The organism is Microbulbifer mixtoriginis (SeqCode) (assembly GCF_052466695.1).
Map to the genome: position 1 here is coordinate 3,401,439 of NZ_CP174285.1, position 18,571 is coordinate 3,420,009.

The following is an 18,571-nucleotide window of genomic DNA, read 5'->3' on the forward strand; positions in this document are numbered from 1 at the left end:
CAAGGGCATTGCTCTCTCGCAAAATTCACGACAATTCCTGCGCATCCATGTCCACCGCCCAGCGCAAGCGGCGATTCTTATTGCTCTCGGCCCAGGCACATACCCGGGCCAGCAGGGGTTGTAACTGGGCGCGATTTTGTGCGGTCACCTGAACATAAAAACGGTAGCGACCAGATTTGCGCTCAAGCAGCGCCGGCACCGGACCCAGATATTGCAACTGAGGTGAGGGCGGTACTAGGGATTGCATAAATAGGCGTGCATTATGCAGAAATTCCTCGGCCCAGGCGGGCTCCTCACACTCGGCTCGCACCAGTGCCATGGCGTGGGTCGGAGGCAGCTGTGCCACCGCACGATCGCGCAACAGCTGGCGCGCAAAAGTCCCATAGCCTTTTTCCAATAACATTTGCAGCAGCGGGTGCTCCGGGAAGCGGCTCTGCACCAATACGCGGCCACTCAAGCTGCCGCGCCCGGCGCGCCCCGCCACCTGCTCCAGCAACTGACCTGTGCGTTCGGGCGCGCGAAAATCGGCACTGAACAAGCCGCCATCGGCATCCTGAATCACCACCAGAGTCACCCTCGGTAGATGGTGCCCCTTGGCCAGCATCTGAGTGCCCAGTAACAGACAGGGATCGCCATCGCGGGCCGGCGCCAGCAAGCGATCGAGAGCCTGCTTACTGGTGGTGGTATCCCGGTCAACGCGAATTACCGGGTAATCGGCAAAGCGCCGCGCCAGCAACTCTTCGCTGCGCTCGGTGCCGCCTCCCAGGGCAGAGATTGAGCGGCTGTGGCACTGCGGACAAGTATCCACCAGGGGGCGGCGATAATCGCAGTGGTGACAACGCAGCTGGCGCTGGCGTCGGTGCATGGTGAGTTTACTGGAACAGTGCGGACAGTCGGCAATCCAGCCGCAATCATCACAGTTGAGTGCCGGTGCAAAGCCACGCCGGTTAATAAACACCAGCACTTGCTCTCCGCGAGCCAGTGTCTCGCCGATATGACGTAAAACCTGAGGCGAAAAACCCTCTTCCAGGGGCTCGCGTAGGGTCGGCACCACGTGGATCTGCGGCGGGCGCGCATCGCCGGCGCGCTGGCGCATGCGCAAATGTTGATAGCGACCATTAAGGGCGTTGTGCAAGGTTTCCAGGGAAGGCGTTGCAGAACCCAGCAGCACCGGCACATCACTGTTGCGCGCCAAAACCACCGCCAGGTCACGGGCGGAATAGCGCACACCATCCTGTTGCTTAAATGAAGCGTCGTGTTCCTCATCTACTAACACCACACCGAGTCTCGGCAGTGGCGTCATAATTGCCGAGCGGGTGCCAATAACGATATCCGCTTGGCCCTCAGAGGCGGCGAGCCACGATTGGGCACGCTCGCCCTCGGCCAGCCCCGAGTGCAGGGCGGCGATACTGTGCTCGGGAAAGCGCGCGGCGATGCGCCGCAAGGTCTGCGGAGTGAGACCGATTTCCGGCACCAACAACAAGGCCTGGTGCCCTTCGGCCAGAACCCGCTCCATTAACCGCAGGTAGACCTCGGTCTTGCCACTGCCAGTGGTGCCTTCTAACAAGGTGGCGGAAAAGCAACTGCAATCTACCGCAGCGAGTACCTGCTGCTGCTCACTATTCAGCTGCGGTGGCGGAGTGGCCTCCGCAGCCGGCATCGGCGGCGGCACCGTAGGACCCGAAACCCACTCCACCAGTTGGCGCTCCTGCAAGGCGCGAATCACCGCCGGAGTATGCCCCTGGGTTTTCAGGTAGGTGCGGCTCTGCTGGCCGGCGCGCAGTAATTGTTGCAACAGGGCCTGCTGCTTGGGCGCCCGCGCCAGTGCAGATTCCGGTAGCCCCTTGCCTTCGGTAGTGAGTTGCAACCACTGCTCAGCCCAATGATCAGCCGGCTTGCCCTTGCGCAAGGCGGCGGGCAGGGCGGCGGCGTAAACCTCTCCAACCGGGGCCTGGTAATAGTCGGCGATCCAGTTGAGAAGTTTGCGCGCGCCACTGTCGAACAGGGCTTTGCTATCAATCAGTTCCTGCGCCGGTTTCAGCTGTGCCTGCGGCGACTCCGGCACTAACTCCACCAATACGGCTACCAATTTGCGCCCAGCAAAAGGTACCCACAAGCGCTGGCCGGGTTTCAATTCAGCGGGATTGAGGCCCTCCGGGGGCAGATAATCGAAGAGACGCCGCAGTGGCACTGGCACCGCCAACCGCAGGATAACTCCCTGTTGCACTGTCTTTGGTACCGTCTGCTGCACCCCGCCCCCAATAACCTCGGTAAAAGGCGCTAGTGTACTGGCTGTTACGACAAGGTACAGAGACTGCAAATTTTACTTGCCAACTCTAAAATTCAGAGTACTCTATAAATCAACTCTAATATTTAGAGTTCACTAAGTTAGCAAGGAAGACAGCCATGACCGATATGGAAAAACTCAAAGACAGCCTGGATTTTGTCAGCGATGCCGTGCGCAGCAACCAAGTGGAGAACGGCATCCCATCACTCTATTTCTTGTGGGGACTACTAATTTTTATCGGATTCGCTTTGGCGGACCTGGCCCCGCAACTTACCGTGTATTACTTCCTGGTGGCGAGTACCGCCGGCGGACTGTTCAGCTGGTGGCTGGGCGAGCGCACAGCACGCCGCACTGGCATCAATAACAGTACCTTTGGTCGCAAGTATGGTTGGCACTGGATGGTAACTGGGATCGGTTTCCTGTTGATATTGGCCACAATGATCGCCAAGCCCAACGCTGCTGGCCCGGAGCAATTTCTGCTTTTAGCCGGACTCTCCTATAGCCTCGCCGGTATCCACCTGATCCGTCCACTGCTCTATAGCGGTATATTGATGCTGGCCAGTTACTTGCTGATCATTTTGCTGACACCGCCCTACGCCTGGGTACTGAGCGGCCTGGCGATCGGCTGTGGACTTGTTTGGACCGGCCTGGTACAGCGGGCCAGGCAAACTAATGGAGCAGCGCAATGAAAGCCCTTGCGGACTTGGACCCGGTCCTCGAACACCGGGTACGCCTCGCGATTTGTGTGATGCTAGCGAAATACGAGGAAATCAGCTTCTCTCTCTTCAAGGAGCAGTTGCAGGTAACCGATGGCAACCTCGGCGCGCAGCTGCGCCGCTTGGAAGAGCAGGGCTATATTGCTCTACGCAAAGACTTTGTAGAGCGTAAACCCGTCACCTGGTATCGCCTCACTGAGAGCGGGCGAGAGGCGCTAAACAAGCACCTGCAGGCTCTGCAGCAACTTATCGCCGCCGCGGAATAACACCATTGCCCGGCCTTTATTTGGGCTTGAACCCCGGCGCTAATCTGATAGTATGCGCCGACTTTTTAATCAGCCTGGAACCAATCCGGTTCCTGCTCCAACGACGATGCCGTGCCCGGCAACAGATCGAGTGGCGGTTTCGGAAAGAGGCAATCATGAAAGCAGATATCCATCCTAACTACACTGACATCACCGCTACTTGCTCCTGCGGCAATGTTGTTAAGACCCGCTCCACCCTGGGCAAAGACCTGCAGATCGACGTCTGCTCCCAGTGCCACCCCTTCTATACCGGCAAGCAGAAGCAGGCTACTACCGGTGGACGCGTGGACCGCTTCAAGAAGCGTTTCGGCAGCCGCATCGGCAAGTAATCCGAATAAAGAGGTACTTTGGTACTTCAGAAAGGGCGCCCTGGAATTTTCCACGGCGCCCTTTTTTGTGCTGCAAATTCAGCGCTCTGCTCAGATCCAGAGCGCTGGGGCGAAATCGATTTGTATCGCTTAATATATTCGTTATTAGCAGTAAATTTATCCTTCAAATTGAATATTAGACGGCTGATCATCCTGAATTTGGCCAAATGTTAAGGGCAAAATAGTAATAAGTAGCTGTTTCATTACCTCTGTGAGCTTGTGACCGCAAGCACCCCTCGGTTATTCTCTGAAACCCGCAGTAACCGGGATGACGCCCCAAGTGTCGCCCCCCGTTTTCGAGAGAACAGCCCCCAAATGACGGATTCATTGCGCCAGGCAGCGCTCGATTACCACGCACTCCCCAGCCCCGGCAAACTTTCAGTCGAGCTGACCACCCCCGCTGAAACTCAGGAGGACCTGTCGCTGGCCTATAGTCCCGGTGTGGCGGAACCTGTGCGTGAAATTGCCAAGGACCCAGAGGCCGCCTATCGCTATACCGGCAAAGGCAACCTGGTGGCGGTCATTTCCAACGGCAGCGCCATCCTCGGCCTCGGTAACCTGGGCCCACTGGCCTCCAAGCCGGTGATGGAGGGCAAGTCACTACTGTTCAAGCGCTTCGCCGATATCAACTCGGTGGATATCGAAGTGGACGTCAACAGCCCGGAGCAGTTTATTCAGACAGTTGCCGCCATCGCCAATACCTTCGGCGGCATCAATCTCGAAGATATTAAAGCGCCTGAGTGCTTCCATATTGAAGAGGCACTGATTGAGCGCTGCCCAGTACCCATATTCCACGACGACCAGCACGGCACTGCAATTGTGACCGTTGCCGGCATGCTGAATGCCCTGGAGATCCAGGGAAAGAAAATCAGCGACGTGCGCATGGTGTGCCTTGGAGCTGGTGCCGCCGCCACCGCTTGCTGCAAACTGCTGCTGGCCGCCGGCGCACGCAAAGATCAAATCACCATGCTCGACAGCCGTGGGGTAATTCACTCCGGCCGCACCGATATCAATGCTTATAAAGGTGAGTGGGCGCGGGATACTGATATGCGCACCCTCGATGACGCTATCACCGGTGCCGATGTATTCCTCGGAGTATCGGGCCCAGATCTGCTCTCCGCCGAACAGCTGCAGCGCATGGCGCCGAAGCCAGTGGTATTCGCCTGCTCAAATCCAAATCCGGAGATCAAACCAGAGCTGGCCCACAGCGTACGCGACGACCTGATCATGGCTACCGGGCGCTCGGATTACCCCAACCAGGTCAACAATGTACTCTGCTTTCCCTTCATATTTCGTGGCGCGCTGGATGTGCGTGCGGCGCGTATCAATGAAGAGATGAAGCTGGCCGCAATTGAAGCCATCCGTAAGATCGCCCATTTACCGGTGCCGGACTCGGTACGCGAGGGCTACGGCGGGGTAGAACTGAGCTTTGGCCCAAGTTATATCTTGCCCAAACCCACGGATCCACGCCTGCTTCCGGAGGTTGCCGCCGCAGTAGCGCGCGCAGCGGTAGACAGCGGCTGTGCCCGCCTGCCTTACCCCGAAAACTACCCGCTGCAAACACTCTAGGGCCGGTTAATTCGTCCCTAGCAGCCCGCCTTATCCTCCCGGGGCGGGCGTTTGCCGCTTTCACCCCCACAGACTTCTTGAGCCATAAAGCACCCGTCGCTAAACTGCCTTTCTGTCACAGCATCAAAGTTGCCCAACACAATGAGTCACGTGTATGTGCTGACAAACCAGCACCAGCAGTTCCTGAGCAAAAGCGGCGAATGGCTTGATGGCCGCGAGCCCAACAAACTGTTTCGCAGCGAGCATAAAGATGTCGCCATCAACCAGATGTTCGAGGCCAATACCCGTGATGTCGGCTTGCGTATCGAATTGCTGCAGTGTGCGCTGAACCCCAAGGCCCAGCCACTGATACCGGAAGAAGCTCTCGCTGAGCAATCTTCGGCGCCCGAGGATCCGGAGATCGAGCCCGGTGTACCAGAGGAGATCCCGGCTGCAGAGCCCACCGAGCTGGAACCACAGCCAGAGCCGGAAGTGGCCCCGGAACAGGCTCCTGAGGTCGCGCCAGCACAAACCCCGGATGAGACGCCCGCACAACCCGGCGAGCACAAATCGGAATCGGAGTCTGCCGCCTGAGCGGAGATTCTTTTAGCACCGGCACAAGTAGCCCCAACGGCGACAACAAGAAAGAGTTCCGGTAGTACCAAGGAGATTCGAGTGCCTATTCCCCACCTGGCTGCCCTATCCCAGGCCAAACCCGTGCAACTGCTCAAGGGCATACGTCGCGGCCTGGAAAAAGAGAGTCTGCGGGTCGCCCACGACGGCACCCTGGCGCAAACGCCACACGCGCAGACACTGGGCTCCGCGCTGACCCACGAGAGCATCACCACCGATTTTTCTGAGGCGCTGCTGGAATTTATTACCCCTCCGGTGGCTACCCCGGAGGAAGCCCTGCGGATTCTCGACCGCATTCATCGCTTTACCTACAGCCAGATCGGAGACGAACGCCTGTGGGTCAACAGCATGCCCTGTGTTATCGGCGCCGATAGCGATATCCCGGTGGCCCGCTACGGAGATTCCCATAGCGGCACTATGAAGACCATTTATCGGCTGGGACTCGGCCTGCGCTACGGCCGCGCCATGCAGACCATCGCCGGTATCCACTACAATTTTTCTCTGCCGGATGAATTCTGGCTGTGGCTGCACGAGTTCGAAGGCAGCAGTGAAGCCCTGTGCGAATTCAAGACCCGCCGCTACTTCGACCTGATCCGTAATTTCCGCCGCAACTACTGGCTGCTGATCTACCTGTTTGGAGCCGCACCTGCGGTGTGTTCCTCTTTTGTCGAAGGACGCCAGCATAAGCTCGAAGCTTTTAACGGCGACGGTCACACCCTACACGCTCCCTTCGCCACCTCCCTGCGCATGGGCGACCTGGGCTACAACAGCGAAGTGCAGCAGTCTCTGGTGGTTTGCTACAACAACTTGCGTAGCTACCTGTCCACGCTCTGTTCAGCGATTAGCCGGCCCTATGGCCCCTACAACGAGCTCGGAGTCAAGGATAGCGATGGACAGTATCAGCAGCTTTCCGCCGGCGTGCTGCAAATCGAAAATGAATTCTATTCACCGATCAGGCCAAAGAATCCCGCCAAACGCGGCGAGACCGCCCTGGCGGCACTGGATAATCGCGGAGTCGAATATATCGAGGTGCGCTGCCTCGACCTGAACCCGTTTATGCCGCTGGGCATTGATGCGCAACAAATGCGCTTTATCGACAGCTTCCTGTTGCACTGCCTGCTGACAGAGAGCCCCGAGACCGATGAGGTCGATTACCGTTCGACCCAGGAAAACCAACAGCGTATCGTCTATCGCGGCCACGAGCCCGGCCTCAAGCTGCGCTGCAACGGAAGCGAGCGGCAGCTCAGTGAGTGGGCTTCCCAGCTACTCGGGGAGGTGGATACTGTAGCCGAGTTGCTCGACAGCGCTTGGGGCGGCGACCAGTACCGCAGTGCCGTAGGAGTTCAGCGCGCCAAGGTCAAAGGGGAGATACCCACCCCAGCCCAGCAGATCCTGGCGGAAATGCAGGAGCAAAACCTGAACTTCTACCATTGGGCTATGCACAAAGCCGAGCAACATCGCCGCTACTTTCTCGAGCGCCCTCTCGACAGCGAGTCGGTGCGGGATTTCTCTCGTGAAGCCGAGGAGTCCCTGCTCAGACAAAAGCGCGTGGAAGCGGAAGACAAGGGCTCCTTCGAGGAATTCCTCAGCCACTACTACGCGCAATATATGTGTTGCCAGGGCTAGCCCTGGCAACATAGAGCACCGGCGCAGGGTCCGGATATCCGCCCCATAGGGATTGAGCGCATGAACTATCTCGCCCACCTGCTGCTTTCTGGTCCCGACACCCGCTGGCGCTTGGGTGGGCTACTCGGAGATTTTGTGAAGGGTCCACTCAAAGGCGAGCGGCCGGAGGCCATTGAGGCCGGTATCAAACTGCACCGCCGCATTGATGCCAGCACCGACAGCAATGCCTCTTATCGTGAGGCCCTGGCGCAGTTGGACCCCAGCTGGCGCCGCTATGCCGGTATCGCACTGGATATCTGGTTCGACCATCTGTTGGCACAGCATTGGCAGGAGTGGCATCCACAGAGCCTGGAAGAATTTTGCGACCAGTGCTGGAGAGACTTTCGCAGCCACAGCCGGTATATTCCGCCGCAGGCACGGGCATTTATGGCCCGTGCCGAGCAAATTAAATTACTGCAGAGTTACCGCGAGGAACGCATCATCGGCCTCACCCTGGAGCGGGTAGGTCAGCGCCTGCGCCAACCGGTTGCGCTGCAGGAAATACTGCCTGAGCTCAGTAGCGGGCGGGCAAAACTGGAAAACAATTTCAATAAACTACTAACCGACTTGAATCTCGAAGCCCAGCGCTTTCGGCAGCACTATTCAGGATCCGATAAACCATGACCTTACCCAACCCGCGCATTACCTTTCTGTTGGTATTTCTAATTGTCGTCTTTTTGCTCGGCTCCGCCTTTTATCTGGAGTACGCTCGGGGCCTGGAGCCCTGCAAGCTGTGTATTACCCAGCGGGTGATGTTACTTGGCATTGGACTGGTCTCTCTCATAGCCTTCCTGCACAATCCTGCAACGATCGGCCGGCGCGTTTATGGGTTGCTGGTTTCCATTTGGGCTCTGGGCGGCCTCTATTTTGCCGGGCGCCAGCTGTGGCTGCAGAGCCTGCCGGAGGGCCAGGTGCCCGCCTGCGGACCCAGTGTCAGCTACATGATGGAGGTCTTTCCTATGGCCGATGTACTTAAGGCACTGCTCACCGGCGACGGCAACTGCGCCGAAGTCCAGTGGACCATGATGGGCCTCAGTATCCCCGGCTGGTCCGCTATCGGTTTTGCCGGACTGATCCTATTTGGCGGCTGGCAGGCATTTCGCAAAGCCTGAATCAACCGGACACTAAACCGCGGCTCAGCGGAGCCGCCCTTTGCCAATGACAGCACCATCCCCACGCAAGCTAGCCCATTGGGTGCTCGGTATCGCAATCCTGTTTGGCTGCGAACGGCTCGGTAGCCTGATCGGAAAGGCGCTCGCCCTACCGGTGCCGGGTGCTGTAGTGGGGATGTTGTTGCTACTGGTGGGCCTAATGGTCTACGGCAGCGTGCCCCGCGGCCTGGCAAAAGTCAGTGCACAGCTGCTCTTTTTACTGCCGCTGCTATTTTTACCCGCCGCCACTGGGGTCTTCTTTCTGCGCGATCTCTCCTTATCCGATTGGCTGGGCCTGCTCGCCGCGATTCTTTTTGGCACCCTGATCAGCCTTACGCTGTGCACTCTGTTGCTGCGCCGCCTACTCAGAAAAACCGATATAGTGCACAACAATGAGCAGTGAGTTACTACACAGCCCGCTGTTTGCCCTGCCATTGAGCTGCGGTGCCTTCTGGTTTGGGGTACTGCTGTACCGACGCACGGGTACGGTACTGTTACACCCGATAATCACCGCAAGTCTGCTAGTTTTCGCAGCTCTCTATCGCCTGGATATTCCCTACCGCGACTACCAGGATGCCAGCGGTCTACTCTACGCCTTACTGGGTCCGGCCGTAGTCGCGCTGGCCGTACCGCTGAAACAAAACCTGACAGTGATTCGCCGCGCTGGCTGGCCCCTGCTGGTAACCATCACCGTCGGAGCCCTATTGGCCCCAGCAATTGCTGTGGGGATCGCACTTTTACTCGGAGTGGGGAAGTCTGTACTACTCGCCCTTAGCGGAAAATCCATTACCACACCCATCGCACTTGCAATTGCCGAAAAAGTTCACGCGAGCTTAAGCCTGACCGCAGCAATCGTGGTGCTCACCGGCGTAGTAGGAGCCCTGGCCGGACCACCGCTGGTGCGCCGCCTAGGTATTCGCGACGAGCGGATTCTCGGCGTGGTGCTCGGTATCAATGCCCACGCCGTGGGCACGGCGCGCGCACTGGAAATCAGTGCACTGTGTGGCGCCTGTGCCGCCCTCGCTATGGGACTTTGTGGCGCCTTAAGCGCGCTATTGTTACCGCTAATTATCGCCCCCTGAGTCACCTGCCGACGCGAGCAGTGAAATTCGCACAGCCGTCACAGCATTCTGACGTACTTTGCGCCTGACTCCTTGCTGCCGGCGGGGGAATCTCCTATCTTCCTAAGGGCCTTCGAGATCAGCAAAAAGCTAATAAGCTGCCACTGCAGCAACAGTAACAAAAGGACATCTTGGCGATGCTGGAAAATTGCAAGTCGGCGCGGGAGCGCTGGGGTGGTGTCAGCGAAATTATTGACCGCTGGCTTCAGTCACGACAAAACCTATTAGTGAGTTTCTACCACCTCTCCGAAAAAAAGGAATTCAGTGAGGATGACCCCGAAACCGAAGACCGTGTCCGTCAGCTGTGCCAGCTGCTGGTGGACTATGTGTCGGCCGGTCATTTTGAGGTCTATGAACAACTGATGCGTGAGGGGCAGGCCTTCGATGATAAACAAGGTCTGCAAAAAGCCTGTGAACTCTACGATGATATTGATAGGACTACAGATATCGCCGTTGATTTCAACGATAAATATCTGGAGACGGACGACCTTTCCAGCCTGGCACCAGATCTGTCCGAACTGGGAGAGGCGCTAGAAACCCGCTTTAGCTCCGAAGATAGAATGATCGCCCTGTTACACACCGCTCACAAAAATCGGATCGCCTAGCACAGCCACCTCTTGTTGCATGCAATTTTTCGTTGCACAGGGACTCCTATTTTTTGCTCGCCTTCACTCGCCGGCTGACGACCAGTTAGCCGGAATATATCTGCGAATGCATTTAAACTTTAAATAAAACCAGGTGGCCAAGCGAAATAAATTCAAGCACAAAAAAAGGGCGCCTATTGGCGCCCTTTTTCAGTAAAGTTCGAAAAGTCAGATTATTCAGATGGAGCTTCTTCTTTCTTTTCTTCTTTTTTCTCGGAACCCTCATCACCAGCAACATTTGCTTTGTGCAGTTCCACTTCAAAAATCAGAGTGGCATTGGGGCCAATTTTACCGCCTGCACCACCGGGACCGTAAGCAAGCTCAGAGGGGATATAAAGTTCCCACTTGGAGCCTTCTTTCATCAGTTGCAGAGCTTCTGTCCAGCCCTTGATTACCCCGTTTACCGGAAACTGAACCGGCTCACCGCGCGCGTAAGAGCTGTCGAACTCCTCACCGTTAATCAGGGTGCCCTTGTAATCAACTTCAACGGTGCTGGTAGCGCTTGGCTTACTGCCGCTACCCTCTTTAATCACTTTATACTGCAGGCCAGAATCAGTGGTGACTACACCATCTTTCTTAGCGTTCTCTTCGAGGAAAGTCTTGCCTTCCTGCATATTTTTGTCGGCGCTCTCTTTAAATTCTTTCTCCTGCTGAGCCAGCATTTCCTGCTGTTTCTTCTGCATCTGCTCCTGGAAAGCGGCAATGGTCTGCTGCTTTTCTTCATCGGACAAGCGATCCTCGCGGCCACTGGCAACGTCGTTCAGTGCCATCGCAACCACTTTGGGATCCAGCTGCACATCTTGAGCCTTTAGGCGCTTAGCCATGTCTTCGGCAATGATGTAGCTGACCTTCTTCTCCTGAGTGTCCAGGGCAACTTCTTTTTCCTGCTTCTGTCCCTGTTCGTTACAGCCGGTCAGCGCCAGGCCAAGGGCAATTGCTGCAGCCAAAGGGTATTTATTCATGGGTGTTGTCTCTTTGTCCGTATTGCGTTTATAGATTCGCGCTTGACCTTGGTCCAACGCCAACAGCGGTATTTCAAGCAACTCTGTTCCGGCCCTAAGCCACCAGGCGCACAGTTTCCGCCAGTGCGCCCAAGTCTAACCCAAGGCGACTCCCAGTGCATACTGATGACGCGCACACTGTGCAGGACACCACATTCCCCTTGCTGGTTCCAGCCGCTTCACAAAAAATCTGCAGACAACGCTTTTTTCGCAGTACACGGCATACATTTTTTTTAAAAACAGCGCTATTATCGGCCAGTAACCGGTTATTGTTCTGGACTGTTTGAAGTGCTTTTCAGTTTGGGGCAGTGCGCGGTGCGCATATCTCTTGCTAGAGCGGTATCCATCGTATTTAAAGGAAGAAGAGCGCACTATCCGGAAGTGCCAATCGATAATAAACGTCAGGACATTTACTCATGGCTGCCAAACCAAAAGCTGTCAATCCGGTTGCAGAGCTGGAAGCACAAATTTCCAAACTCGCCGCAAAACTGGACAAAGCCCGCAATAAGAAAATCACCGATGCCGGCAAAGCGGTACTTAAGGCCGGAAAAAACCTGACCTCAGCAAAAGACAAGCTGAGTAAGGCAAAGGACAAGCTGGGTGAAGCCCGCGCTAAGGCGAAAACCACCAAGACGCCCGCAGCTCTAAAGCGTGTGGAAACCGCTAAAAGCAATGTAGAGAAATTTAACGAGGTATTTCAACAGGCTAAGCAAGCTGCTGCCGACGCCAAGTATCTGCAAGCCAGAGCCAAAGCAGAGCTCAAAGCGGCGGAAACCGTACGCAAAGTCGCAGCCAAAACGGAAAAAGAGCTGCTTAAGACTCAGCCTAAGGCGAAAAAACCCACCGCCACTAAGCAAGCCACCAGTAAAACCTCTGCTAAGTCTGTAAAAGCTGGCACGGCAAAATCTACGAGAAAGACGGTAGCAGCAAAGGCCAGCGAAAAGAAAGCTGCTGCGAAAAAGACGAGTACTGCTAAACCGTCTAAGAAGGCAGCAGTTAGTAGCACAAAGAAAACCGCTACCAAGCCGGCAAAAACTACCACCGCGAGCAAGCAAAAAGTAGCAAAACCCGCCAGCAAGAAAGCTACCCAAACTAAAGCCGCAACAGCGACAAAAACTTCTGAAGTTGCTAAACCTGAGCAGATAAAGGCCAAAGAAGGAAAGCCGCAACAGGAAAAACCCAAGCAAGCCGCACCCAGTGAAAGCAAAATTCAGGAAAAACCCACTGAAGAAGCAAAGAACCTGGCATCTGATGAGCAGCAAAAACCACTGGAGCAAACTCCACCAGCACCATCGATTACGCCAACTACACCGGCCAATAGCCTGTTTTCCACAGAGGGTCACCGTGGCGAATAGGCGCTCCTAATACTTTGTAAACAGATTGGCACCCGGCCGGTTCTATTAGGGTGGGTGCCAAGTAGCCAGTCCATTACGGTGTAATTTATTGGAAGTATGGGGTTAGTAGTAGGTAGAAACCTTCCAATTTTATTGGCAGCACACTGTGTTTGCTAAAGCCGCTGCCTGAAAAATTCAGACGGCATCCGGATTTTCGACTGAAGCCATAAAACTCTCAATCAGACCTGCCCAGTGAACCTGATCTTTTTGTAAAAGCCCATATTGCTGTCCCGCAAGTTGTAGCGCAGGCTTATCTCCCGGCCATGCCTCCAGGCAAATTTTCCAAAGTGCCGCCAGCTGCAAGCGTTCCAAGTTCAATTCATAACGCTTACACATTTCATACACGCGCACTGTATGAGGGCGAAAGCGCCCCAGTAAGCGACGCAGGTGGCGTACACTGATAATCATTCTACGACGCGGTGCCAAACCGCGATCAGCCACACGCCACCCCTCCTCACTCAACTGGTGTCCACAAACCGCTGCATAGCTAGCCCAAAGCATTAAACACACGTCGGCCCCCCTCGTGTCCTGACAGTCGAGCAAGAAGTCTTCAACCCCTTGATGACGATAGAAGTCCAGACTGAACTGCCACAGTGGGTTTTCCTTGGAAGAGGATGGAGGTGTGCTATCTGTCACGTTAAAATCCAGGCCCTTTGCGGTTCGGCGCGCTCAAGCGGCGGCGAATACGTACAAATACGTCGAATAGCCTAGCATTCATCGGCCTGTTCATAAGAGGTTTTTTCCAGTGATTAATTTGCAAGGTGTCTCCCTGCATCGAGGCGAGCGCGACCTGCTAAACGGTGCAGACTGCCGTATATTCCCCGGCCACAAGGTGGGAATTATCGGCGCGAATGGCTGTGGTAAGTCAACGCTGTTTAAGTTGCTACTGGGTCAACTGGAAAGCGACGCTGGACAGGTGGATATCCCCGGTGACTGGCGAATTGCCCATATGGCCCAGGAGGTGGAGGCTAGCGATCAGTCGGCCCTCGACTATGTACTCGACGGCGATCGGGAACTGCGCAACCTGCAAGACCAGCTCAAAAAGGCTGAAACCAGCGGGGAATCCGATGGCCACAAACTGGCTGAGCTGCACGAGCGTATGGCCAGCATCGACGGCTATAGCGGGCCCGCGCGTGCCGCACAGTTACTCGACGGCCTGGGTTTTGCGCACGCGGAACAACAGCGCCCGGTGCGCAGCTTTTCCGGTGGCTGGCGCATTCGCCTCAATTTGGCTAGAGCATTGATGTGCCCCGCGGATTTGATGCTGCTGGACGAACCCACCAACCACCTGGATCTAGACGCGACCCTCTGGCTGGAACAGTGGTTACAGCGCTTCCCCGGTACCCTGTTAATTATTTCCCATGATCGCGATTTCCTCGATGCAGTGGTTGATGGCATTGTCAGTTTTGAACAGCAAAAACTCGTGCTTTATAGCGGCAACTACAGCGCCTTCGAACGCACACGCGCCGAGCGCTTAGCCCAGCAACAAATACAATACGAAAAACAGCAATCCGAACGCGCCCACATGGAAGACTTTGTGCGGCGCTTTCGCGCCAAGGCCAGCAAGGCCAAACAGGCGCAGAGCCGTTTAAAGGCATTGGACCGCATGGCACAAATCGCCCCAGCCCATGTGGACTCACCCTTTCACTTCACCCTGCCATCTGCAGATAAAACTTCCAATCCGCTGATCGACCTGCGCGAAACTGATATCGGCTACGCCGACAAAGTGGTCGTGAGGAAAGTACAACTGGGTATTCAGCCCGGCCGCCGTATCGGCCTGCTCGGTCCCAATGGCGCGGGTAAGTCATCGCTAATTAAAACCCTTGCCGGCGAGCTTGCTCCCAAGAGCGGTGAGCGCCAATGTGGCGAACATCTGGCTATTGGCTATTTTGCCCAACACCAGCTCGAAGCTCTGGATGGCAAGGCCTCTCCTTTATTACACCTGCAACGACTGAGTCCCGAGGCCAGTGAGCAATCTCTGCGCGACTTCCTCGGCGGATACGGCTTTATTGGCGACCGGGTCTTTGAAACCGTAGCCGGCTTCTCTGGTGGAGAGAAGGCCCGCCTGGCATTGGCGATCCTCGCCTGGCAAAAACCCAACCTACTACTGCTCGACGAGCCCACCAACCACCTAGACCTGGAAATGCGCCATGCTCTTACCATGGCCCTGGCTGAGTTCCCCGGTGCGGTTATTTTGGTATCCCATGATCGCCATCTACTCGCCAATACCGCCGATGAATTTATTCTGGTCGCAAATGGTCGTGCGGAACCCTATCGCGGTGACCTCGAGGACTACAAACAGTGGCTATTGGGTTTTAACCGGGAAAAGCGGCGTGAGGAAAAATCAGTAGAAAGCGGTGATAATCAGGAAAAACCTGCAGAAGATAAAAAGGCCCAACGCCGTGCCGCTGCCGCCTTGCGAGAACAACTAAAACCCCTGACCAATAAATTAAAAAATATTGAGCGGCAAATGGCCGCAACAGAGGAAAAACTTCAAAAAGTTCAAGGCAAGTTGGCCGATGAGCAACTCTACATGGGAGGTCAGCAAGATGAAATTGCACGTCTCAATAAAGAGCAAACCGAATATCGCGAAGCTCTCGACCTTCTGGAAATGGAGTGGTTGGAAATTTCTGAGCAACTTGAGCAATTGCGCGGGGAGTAACTCGACCGTTTGCCTATCAAAATAGCTCCTGGAGGGCATCTTCACCGCCCTCCAGGAGCTACCCCGGAAGCCTTTAAAAAGGCATTAGCTATCTGCGAATACAGCCATATTCATCCACGGCGGTGCCGACTGGTGTATTCGGGCACTGATCGATATAGGCCGGCACGCCATCAAAGTCGATATCCATGGGGCAGCCATCGGGGCCAACATCAACACCTACCGGGGTCTGTGGGCACTGATCGGTTGCATCGATAATCCCGTCCGCATCCTCGTCGTACCAAAAGTCCGGGTACTCGATCCACTGGTAGCCAATCGCAACGCTGGCAAAACCATCCAACCCACCGTGATCCACCCCCTGAAAAAGTCGCACATCCGCACGGGCCTGCCAGCGGGGACCGAGGCTATATTTTATCCCCAGACCGAGATTGACCATGGTTTGGCGATCATGCCAGTTGCACAGATATCTCCGGTAGGGGTGCCAGTCAGGATATTTATAACCGTGTTTATACCGATATTTACAGTCGTAACGTTCTATCCCATCCTCGTCCGTGTAATATCTCCTGTAACGTTTTTTCGGCGCTTTATCATAATTAATGCGCATCTCGCCAACGCCAAAAGCCACATATGGCTGCCAACAAAAATCACCACAGAATTGCCCACCAAATTGGTAGAGGAGGTCCAGGTGGTAATTGTAAATCTCGAGTTTTTCGGGAAAATCATCCACTCCAACAATAAAGTAATCGACCACCCCCTCCATCGCCCAGTAGTTGGTCATATTAAATCCCAGGCCACCACCGCCACCGGTGGTATCCTGCAAAGTCAATCCGTGAAAAGGGGTTCCGTTTAAACGGTCACTGTTAAACCAGTATTTACCGCCATTGGCATAGAGATTGAGGGTACCGACAAAATCGGCCGAAACATTGCTTACGGAAAAAAGCAACACAACACCGCAGAGGATTGAAATGGAAGTATGGCATTTACCCATTACTGACACCGAAATCTTTTTAAAACCATCCCCCTTTCAATTTTTATTAATTTGATTAACTACTTTAAATTCAAATTAATTCGGTTATCTTTGTGTTATTTGTTCTGCATTTTTAATAAAACTACTATTTAATGCCGCGCCCAATATGAAAATCATAGACGGGAAATAAAAAATATACTTATAAACAGCGGAGAGTTAACCGATGCTGGCGCCAAACATAGATAACTACGTAAGAAACCTGGTTCGCCCAGAGTTGATTCAAACTTCGTGCCGCCCACCAAAAACTATTCGAGAATACGCCACCGATTTTCAACAGAATTCTCGCTGCAGTTGGAAGTACAGCCGCAGTAAAGATGGACTAACCCGAATTGATCAGTTAGTGACTCAGGCTGCACTGATCCAGACTCTGGATTACACCCGCATATCCAACACATCCCAAAGCCTTATAGAGGCAATGTATACTTGGTTGACCGGCTTCAATCCCTCTAACCCGGTACAACAGCTCACCTCGGATGGAATACAGCGACGTCAAAACGCCATTACCACATTGCTGGGCGGCGCCTATTGCTGGTATCGCCAGGCCAGTGAAGCCGCATTGTCAGAACCTTTGGCTCTGGGCAATATTCAGAACCACAATGACATCCCTTTCAATCTGTATCGTTATCGTTTTAGTCGCTCGGGTTTTAATCTACATATGACACCGGGGCGTCTGTACCGGGGGGATACCCGGCCGCCGCAAATGCTGTGGCAGTCAGGGGGATTTTTTCCAAAAATGGATAACAACAACCGCCACGACCCCCATCTCGGTAGCGGCGCTTCCTGCCAGGTGATATCCAGTACCGACGATCCCAACGTGGTAGCACGCTTTGCCTGGCACAACAAAACTTACTGTCCGGTGCGTTACTACTACCTGCACCAAACCGACAGGGTGGATAAAGCCATCGCTGGATTTGTCTATGAGTTCGACAAAACTGGACATGAATGCGTTGAGGTCGCCAACGTCACCCCCGGTCGTGAGGTAGCCTTCCTGGCAATACCCAACCAATATATTCGCCGCTTCCGCATGCGCTACTATGCCGGCAGCCAAAACAATATCGTGTTATCGGATTGGATGTACTACAACGAAAACTCGGTAAGAAATATCCGTATCACCGCAGACAAACAGCGCTGGGAATCTTTTAAGAAGAACTGGCAGCTGTACGTTTAAAGAAAGGGTGGGGTACTGCCGTAGGTGGGGGAGAACGCCGACTTACAGTCGGCGCTTATTGCTAAAACTCTCCAAGTGGCAAATTGGATGTTATTCGACCTCCGGTGCCGACTTGGAAGGCTTTTCAACTGTCTCTTCGCTCGGCGCTAGGGCAGGAGCTTCTCCGGGCAGGCGGCGGTACACCAGATCCCAGACACCGTGCCCAAGGCGCTGGCCGCGGCGCTCAAACTTGGTTTCCGGGCGCCACTCTGGACGCTCGACATAGTCATCATTGGAGGAGGTATTTTCCAGCAGCGACTCCGCTTGCAACACTTCCAGCATATGCTCGGCATAATTCTGCCAGTCCGTAGCCATATGCATAACACCGCCGGTTTTCAGCTTGCTGCAAATCAGGCGCACAAACTGCGGCTGCACGATGCGGCGCTTATGGTGCTTCTTCTTATGCCAGGGATCGGGAAAATACAATTGGAACCTGTCCAGGATGCCATCCCCAATGCAGTCATTCAAAACATCCACCGCATCGGCCATATAAATTTTGAGATTATCAATCCCGGCTTTACCGGCATTGTTAATCAGCCGACCCACACCGGGAGGATGCACCTCAATACCAATAAAATTCTTATCCGGTTCGGCCTGGGCCATGGCAAGCAGTGAGTCGCCCATACCAAAACCGATCTCCAACACAAGCGGAGCCTCACGGCCAAATGCCTCAACTGGATTCAGAGGGCCATCGAAGAGCGACAGACCATATTTTCCCCAGTAAGTATCAAAGGCGCGGCGCTGCCCCTCAGTCATCCGCCCCGCACGAATCACGTAGCTGCGGATAGATTTTTTCTTGTACTCGGTGCGGTAGGGAAACTCTTCCGCGGATTCGTCTTGCATTG

19 protein-coding genes are annotated in these 18,571 nt (G+C 54.8%); 14 read left to right on the forward strand and 5 right to left on the reverse strand.

The features are described 5' to 3' along the window. Positions 1 to 25: 25 nt before the first annotated feature. On the reverse strand, positions 26 to 2,320 hold the full coding sequence (locus ACJJI0_RS14745) for a primosomal protein N' (protein ID WP_444883175.1): 2,295 nt from the start codon (positions 2,318 to 2,320) through the stop codon (positions 26 to 28). A gap of 86 nt (positions 2,321 to 2,406) precedes the next feature. Between ACJJI0_RS14745 and ACJJI0_RS14750 the strand changes: the two genes are divergently transcribed. From ACJJI0_RS14750 to rsd, 11 genes are all read left to right on the forward strand, one after another. After that, positions 2,407 to 2,976, forward strand: a complete 570-nt coding sequence (locus ACJJI0_RS14750; protein ID WP_444883176.1) for a hypothetical protein — start codon at positions 2,407 to 2,409, stop codon at positions 2,974 to 2,976. Next, on the forward strand, positions 2,973 to 3,269 hold the full coding sequence (locus tag ACJJI0_RS14755; RefSeq protein WP_444883177.1) for a winged helix-turn-helix domain-containing protein: 297 nt from the start codon (positions 2,973 to 2,975) through the stop codon (positions 3,267 to 3,269). Before ACJJI0_RS14750 ends, ACJJI0_RS14755 begins: the two co-directional genes overlap by 4 nt. Before the next feature lie 155 nt (positions 3,270 to 3,424). Further along, positions 3,425 to 3,637: a 50S ribosomal protein L31 gene (gene rpmE, locus ACJJI0_RS14760; protein WP_083922744.1), complete on the forward strand. Its 213-nt coding sequence runs from the start codon at positions 3,425 to 3,427 to the stop codon at positions 3,635 to 3,637. 354 nt (positions 3,638 to 3,991) lie between these two features. Continuing rightward, positions 3,992 to 5,245, forward strand: a complete 1,254-nt coding sequence (locus ACJJI0_RS14765) for a malic enzyme-like NAD(P)-binding protein (RefSeq protein WP_444883178.1) — start codon at positions 3,992 to 3,994, stop codon at positions 5,243 to 5,245. A gap of 156 nt (positions 5,246 to 5,401) precedes the next feature. Next, complete coding sequence (locus ACJJI0_RS14770) at positions 5,402 to 5,818, forward strand: hypothetical protein (RefSeq protein WP_444883179.1); 417 nt, start codon at positions 5,402 to 5,404, stop codon at positions 5,816 to 5,818. 81 nt (positions 5,819 to 5,899) lie between these two features. Continuing rightward, complete coding sequence (gene gshA, locus ACJJI0_RS14775; protein WP_252083852.1) at positions 5,900 to 7,483, forward strand: glutamate--cysteine ligase; 1,584 nt, start codon at positions 5,900 to 5,902, stop codon at positions 7,481 to 7,483. A gap of 60 nt (positions 7,484 to 7,543) precedes the next feature. After that, entirely contained in the window at positions 7,544 to 8,146 is a 603-nt protein-coding gene (locus ACJJI0_RS14780; RefSeq protein ID WP_252083853.1) for an acyl carrier protein phosphodiesterase, read from the forward strand. Continuing rightward, complete coding sequence (locus ACJJI0_RS14785) at positions 8,143 to 8,634, forward strand: disulfide bond formation protein B (RefSeq protein WP_252083854.1); 492 nt, start codon at positions 8,143 to 8,145, stop codon at positions 8,632 to 8,634. Before ACJJI0_RS14780 ends, ACJJI0_RS14785 begins: the two co-directional genes overlap by 4 nt. A gap of 46 nt (positions 8,635 to 8,680) precedes the next feature. Beyond that, on the forward strand, positions 8,681 to 9,076 hold the full coding sequence (locus ACJJI0_RS14790; RefSeq protein WP_444883180.1) for a CidA/LrgA family protein: 396 nt from the start codon (positions 8,681 to 8,683) through the stop codon (positions 9,074 to 9,076). Beyond that, on the forward strand, positions 9,066 to 9,755 hold the full coding sequence (locus ACJJI0_RS14795; RefSeq protein ID WP_444883181.1) for an LrgB family protein: 690 nt from the start codon (positions 9,066 to 9,068) through the stop codon (positions 9,753 to 9,755). The genes ACJJI0_RS14790 and ACJJI0_RS14795 overlap by 11 nt, the downstream gene beginning before the upstream one ends. Before the next feature lie 176 nt (positions 9,756 to 9,931). Further along, positions 9,932 to 10,399 (forward strand): sigma D regulator, encoded by a 468-nt coding sequence (gene rsd / locus ACJJI0_RS14800; RefSeq protein ID WP_252083857.1) that lies wholly within the window; start codon positions 9,932 to 9,934, stop codon positions 10,397 to 10,399. 212 nt (positions 10,400 to 10,611) lie between these two features. On the opposite strand, the gene bamJ is transcribed toward rsd, so the two are convergent. Then, complete coding sequence (gene bamJ, locus ACJJI0_RS14805; RefSeq protein WP_252083858.1) at positions 10,612 to 11,400, reverse strand: FKBP-type peptidyl-prolyl cis-trans isomerase; 789 nt, start codon at positions 11,398 to 11,400, stop codon at positions 10,612 to 10,614. A 455-nt stretch (positions 11,401 to 11,855) separates the two neighbouring features. Here bamJ and ACJJI0_RS14810 point away from each other — a divergent pair, with 455 nt between their 5' ends. Further along, positions 11,856 to 12,794 carry a hypothetical protein gene (locus ACJJI0_RS14810; RefSeq protein ID WP_444883182.1) on the forward strand — a complete coding sequence of 313 codons (939 nt, stop codon included), beginning with the start codon at positions 11,856 to 11,858 and terminating at the stop codon, positions 12,792 to 12,794. Between the two features lie 174 nt (positions 12,795 to 12,968). On the opposite strand, the gene ACJJI0_RS14815 is transcribed toward ACJJI0_RS14810, so the two are convergent. Further along, the gene (locus tag ACJJI0_RS14815) at positions 12,969 to 13,469 is read right to left on the reverse strand and encodes a TIGR02444 family protein (RefSeq protein WP_444883183.1); all 501 of its coding nucleotides are present in this window, start codon (positions 13,467 to 13,469) and stop codon (positions 12,969 to 12,971) included. Positions 13,470 to 13,578: 109 nt separating this feature from the next. On the opposite strand from ACJJI0_RS14815, the gene ACJJI0_RS14820 reads away from it, so the two are divergent. Further along, complete coding sequence (locus ACJJI0_RS14820) at positions 13,579 to 15,495, forward strand: ATP-binding cassette domain-containing protein (protein ID WP_444883184.1); 1,917 nt, start codon at positions 13,579 to 13,581, stop codon at positions 15,493 to 15,495. A gap of 88 nt (positions 15,496 to 15,583) precedes the next feature. Here the strand turns inward: ACJJI0_RS14820 and ACJJI0_RS14825 are convergent, their stop codons facing one another. Beyond that, entirely contained in the window at positions 15,584 to 16,480 is an 897-nt protein-coding gene (locus ACJJI0_RS14825; protein ID WP_444883185.1) for an outer membrane beta-barrel protein, read from the reverse strand. Between the two features lie 202 nt (positions 16,481 to 16,682). Here ACJJI0_RS14825 and ACJJI0_RS14830 point away from each other — a divergent pair, with 202 nt between their 5' ends. Then, entirely contained in the window at positions 16,683 to 17,687 is a 1,005-nt protein-coding gene (locus tag ACJJI0_RS14830; protein WP_252083863.1) for a hypothetical protein, read from the forward strand. Between the two features lie 90 nt (positions 17,688 to 17,777). Here ACJJI0_RS14830 and trmB read toward each other — a convergent pair whose 3' ends face one another. Continuing rightward, a complete protein-coding gene (gene trmB / locus ACJJI0_RS14835) occupies positions 17,778 to 18,569 on the reverse strand; it encodes a tRNA (guanosine(46)-N7)-methyltransferase TrmB (RefSeq protein ID WP_444883186.1) in 792 nt (263 codons plus the stop codon). Positions 18,570 to 18,571 lie beyond the last annotated feature (2 nt).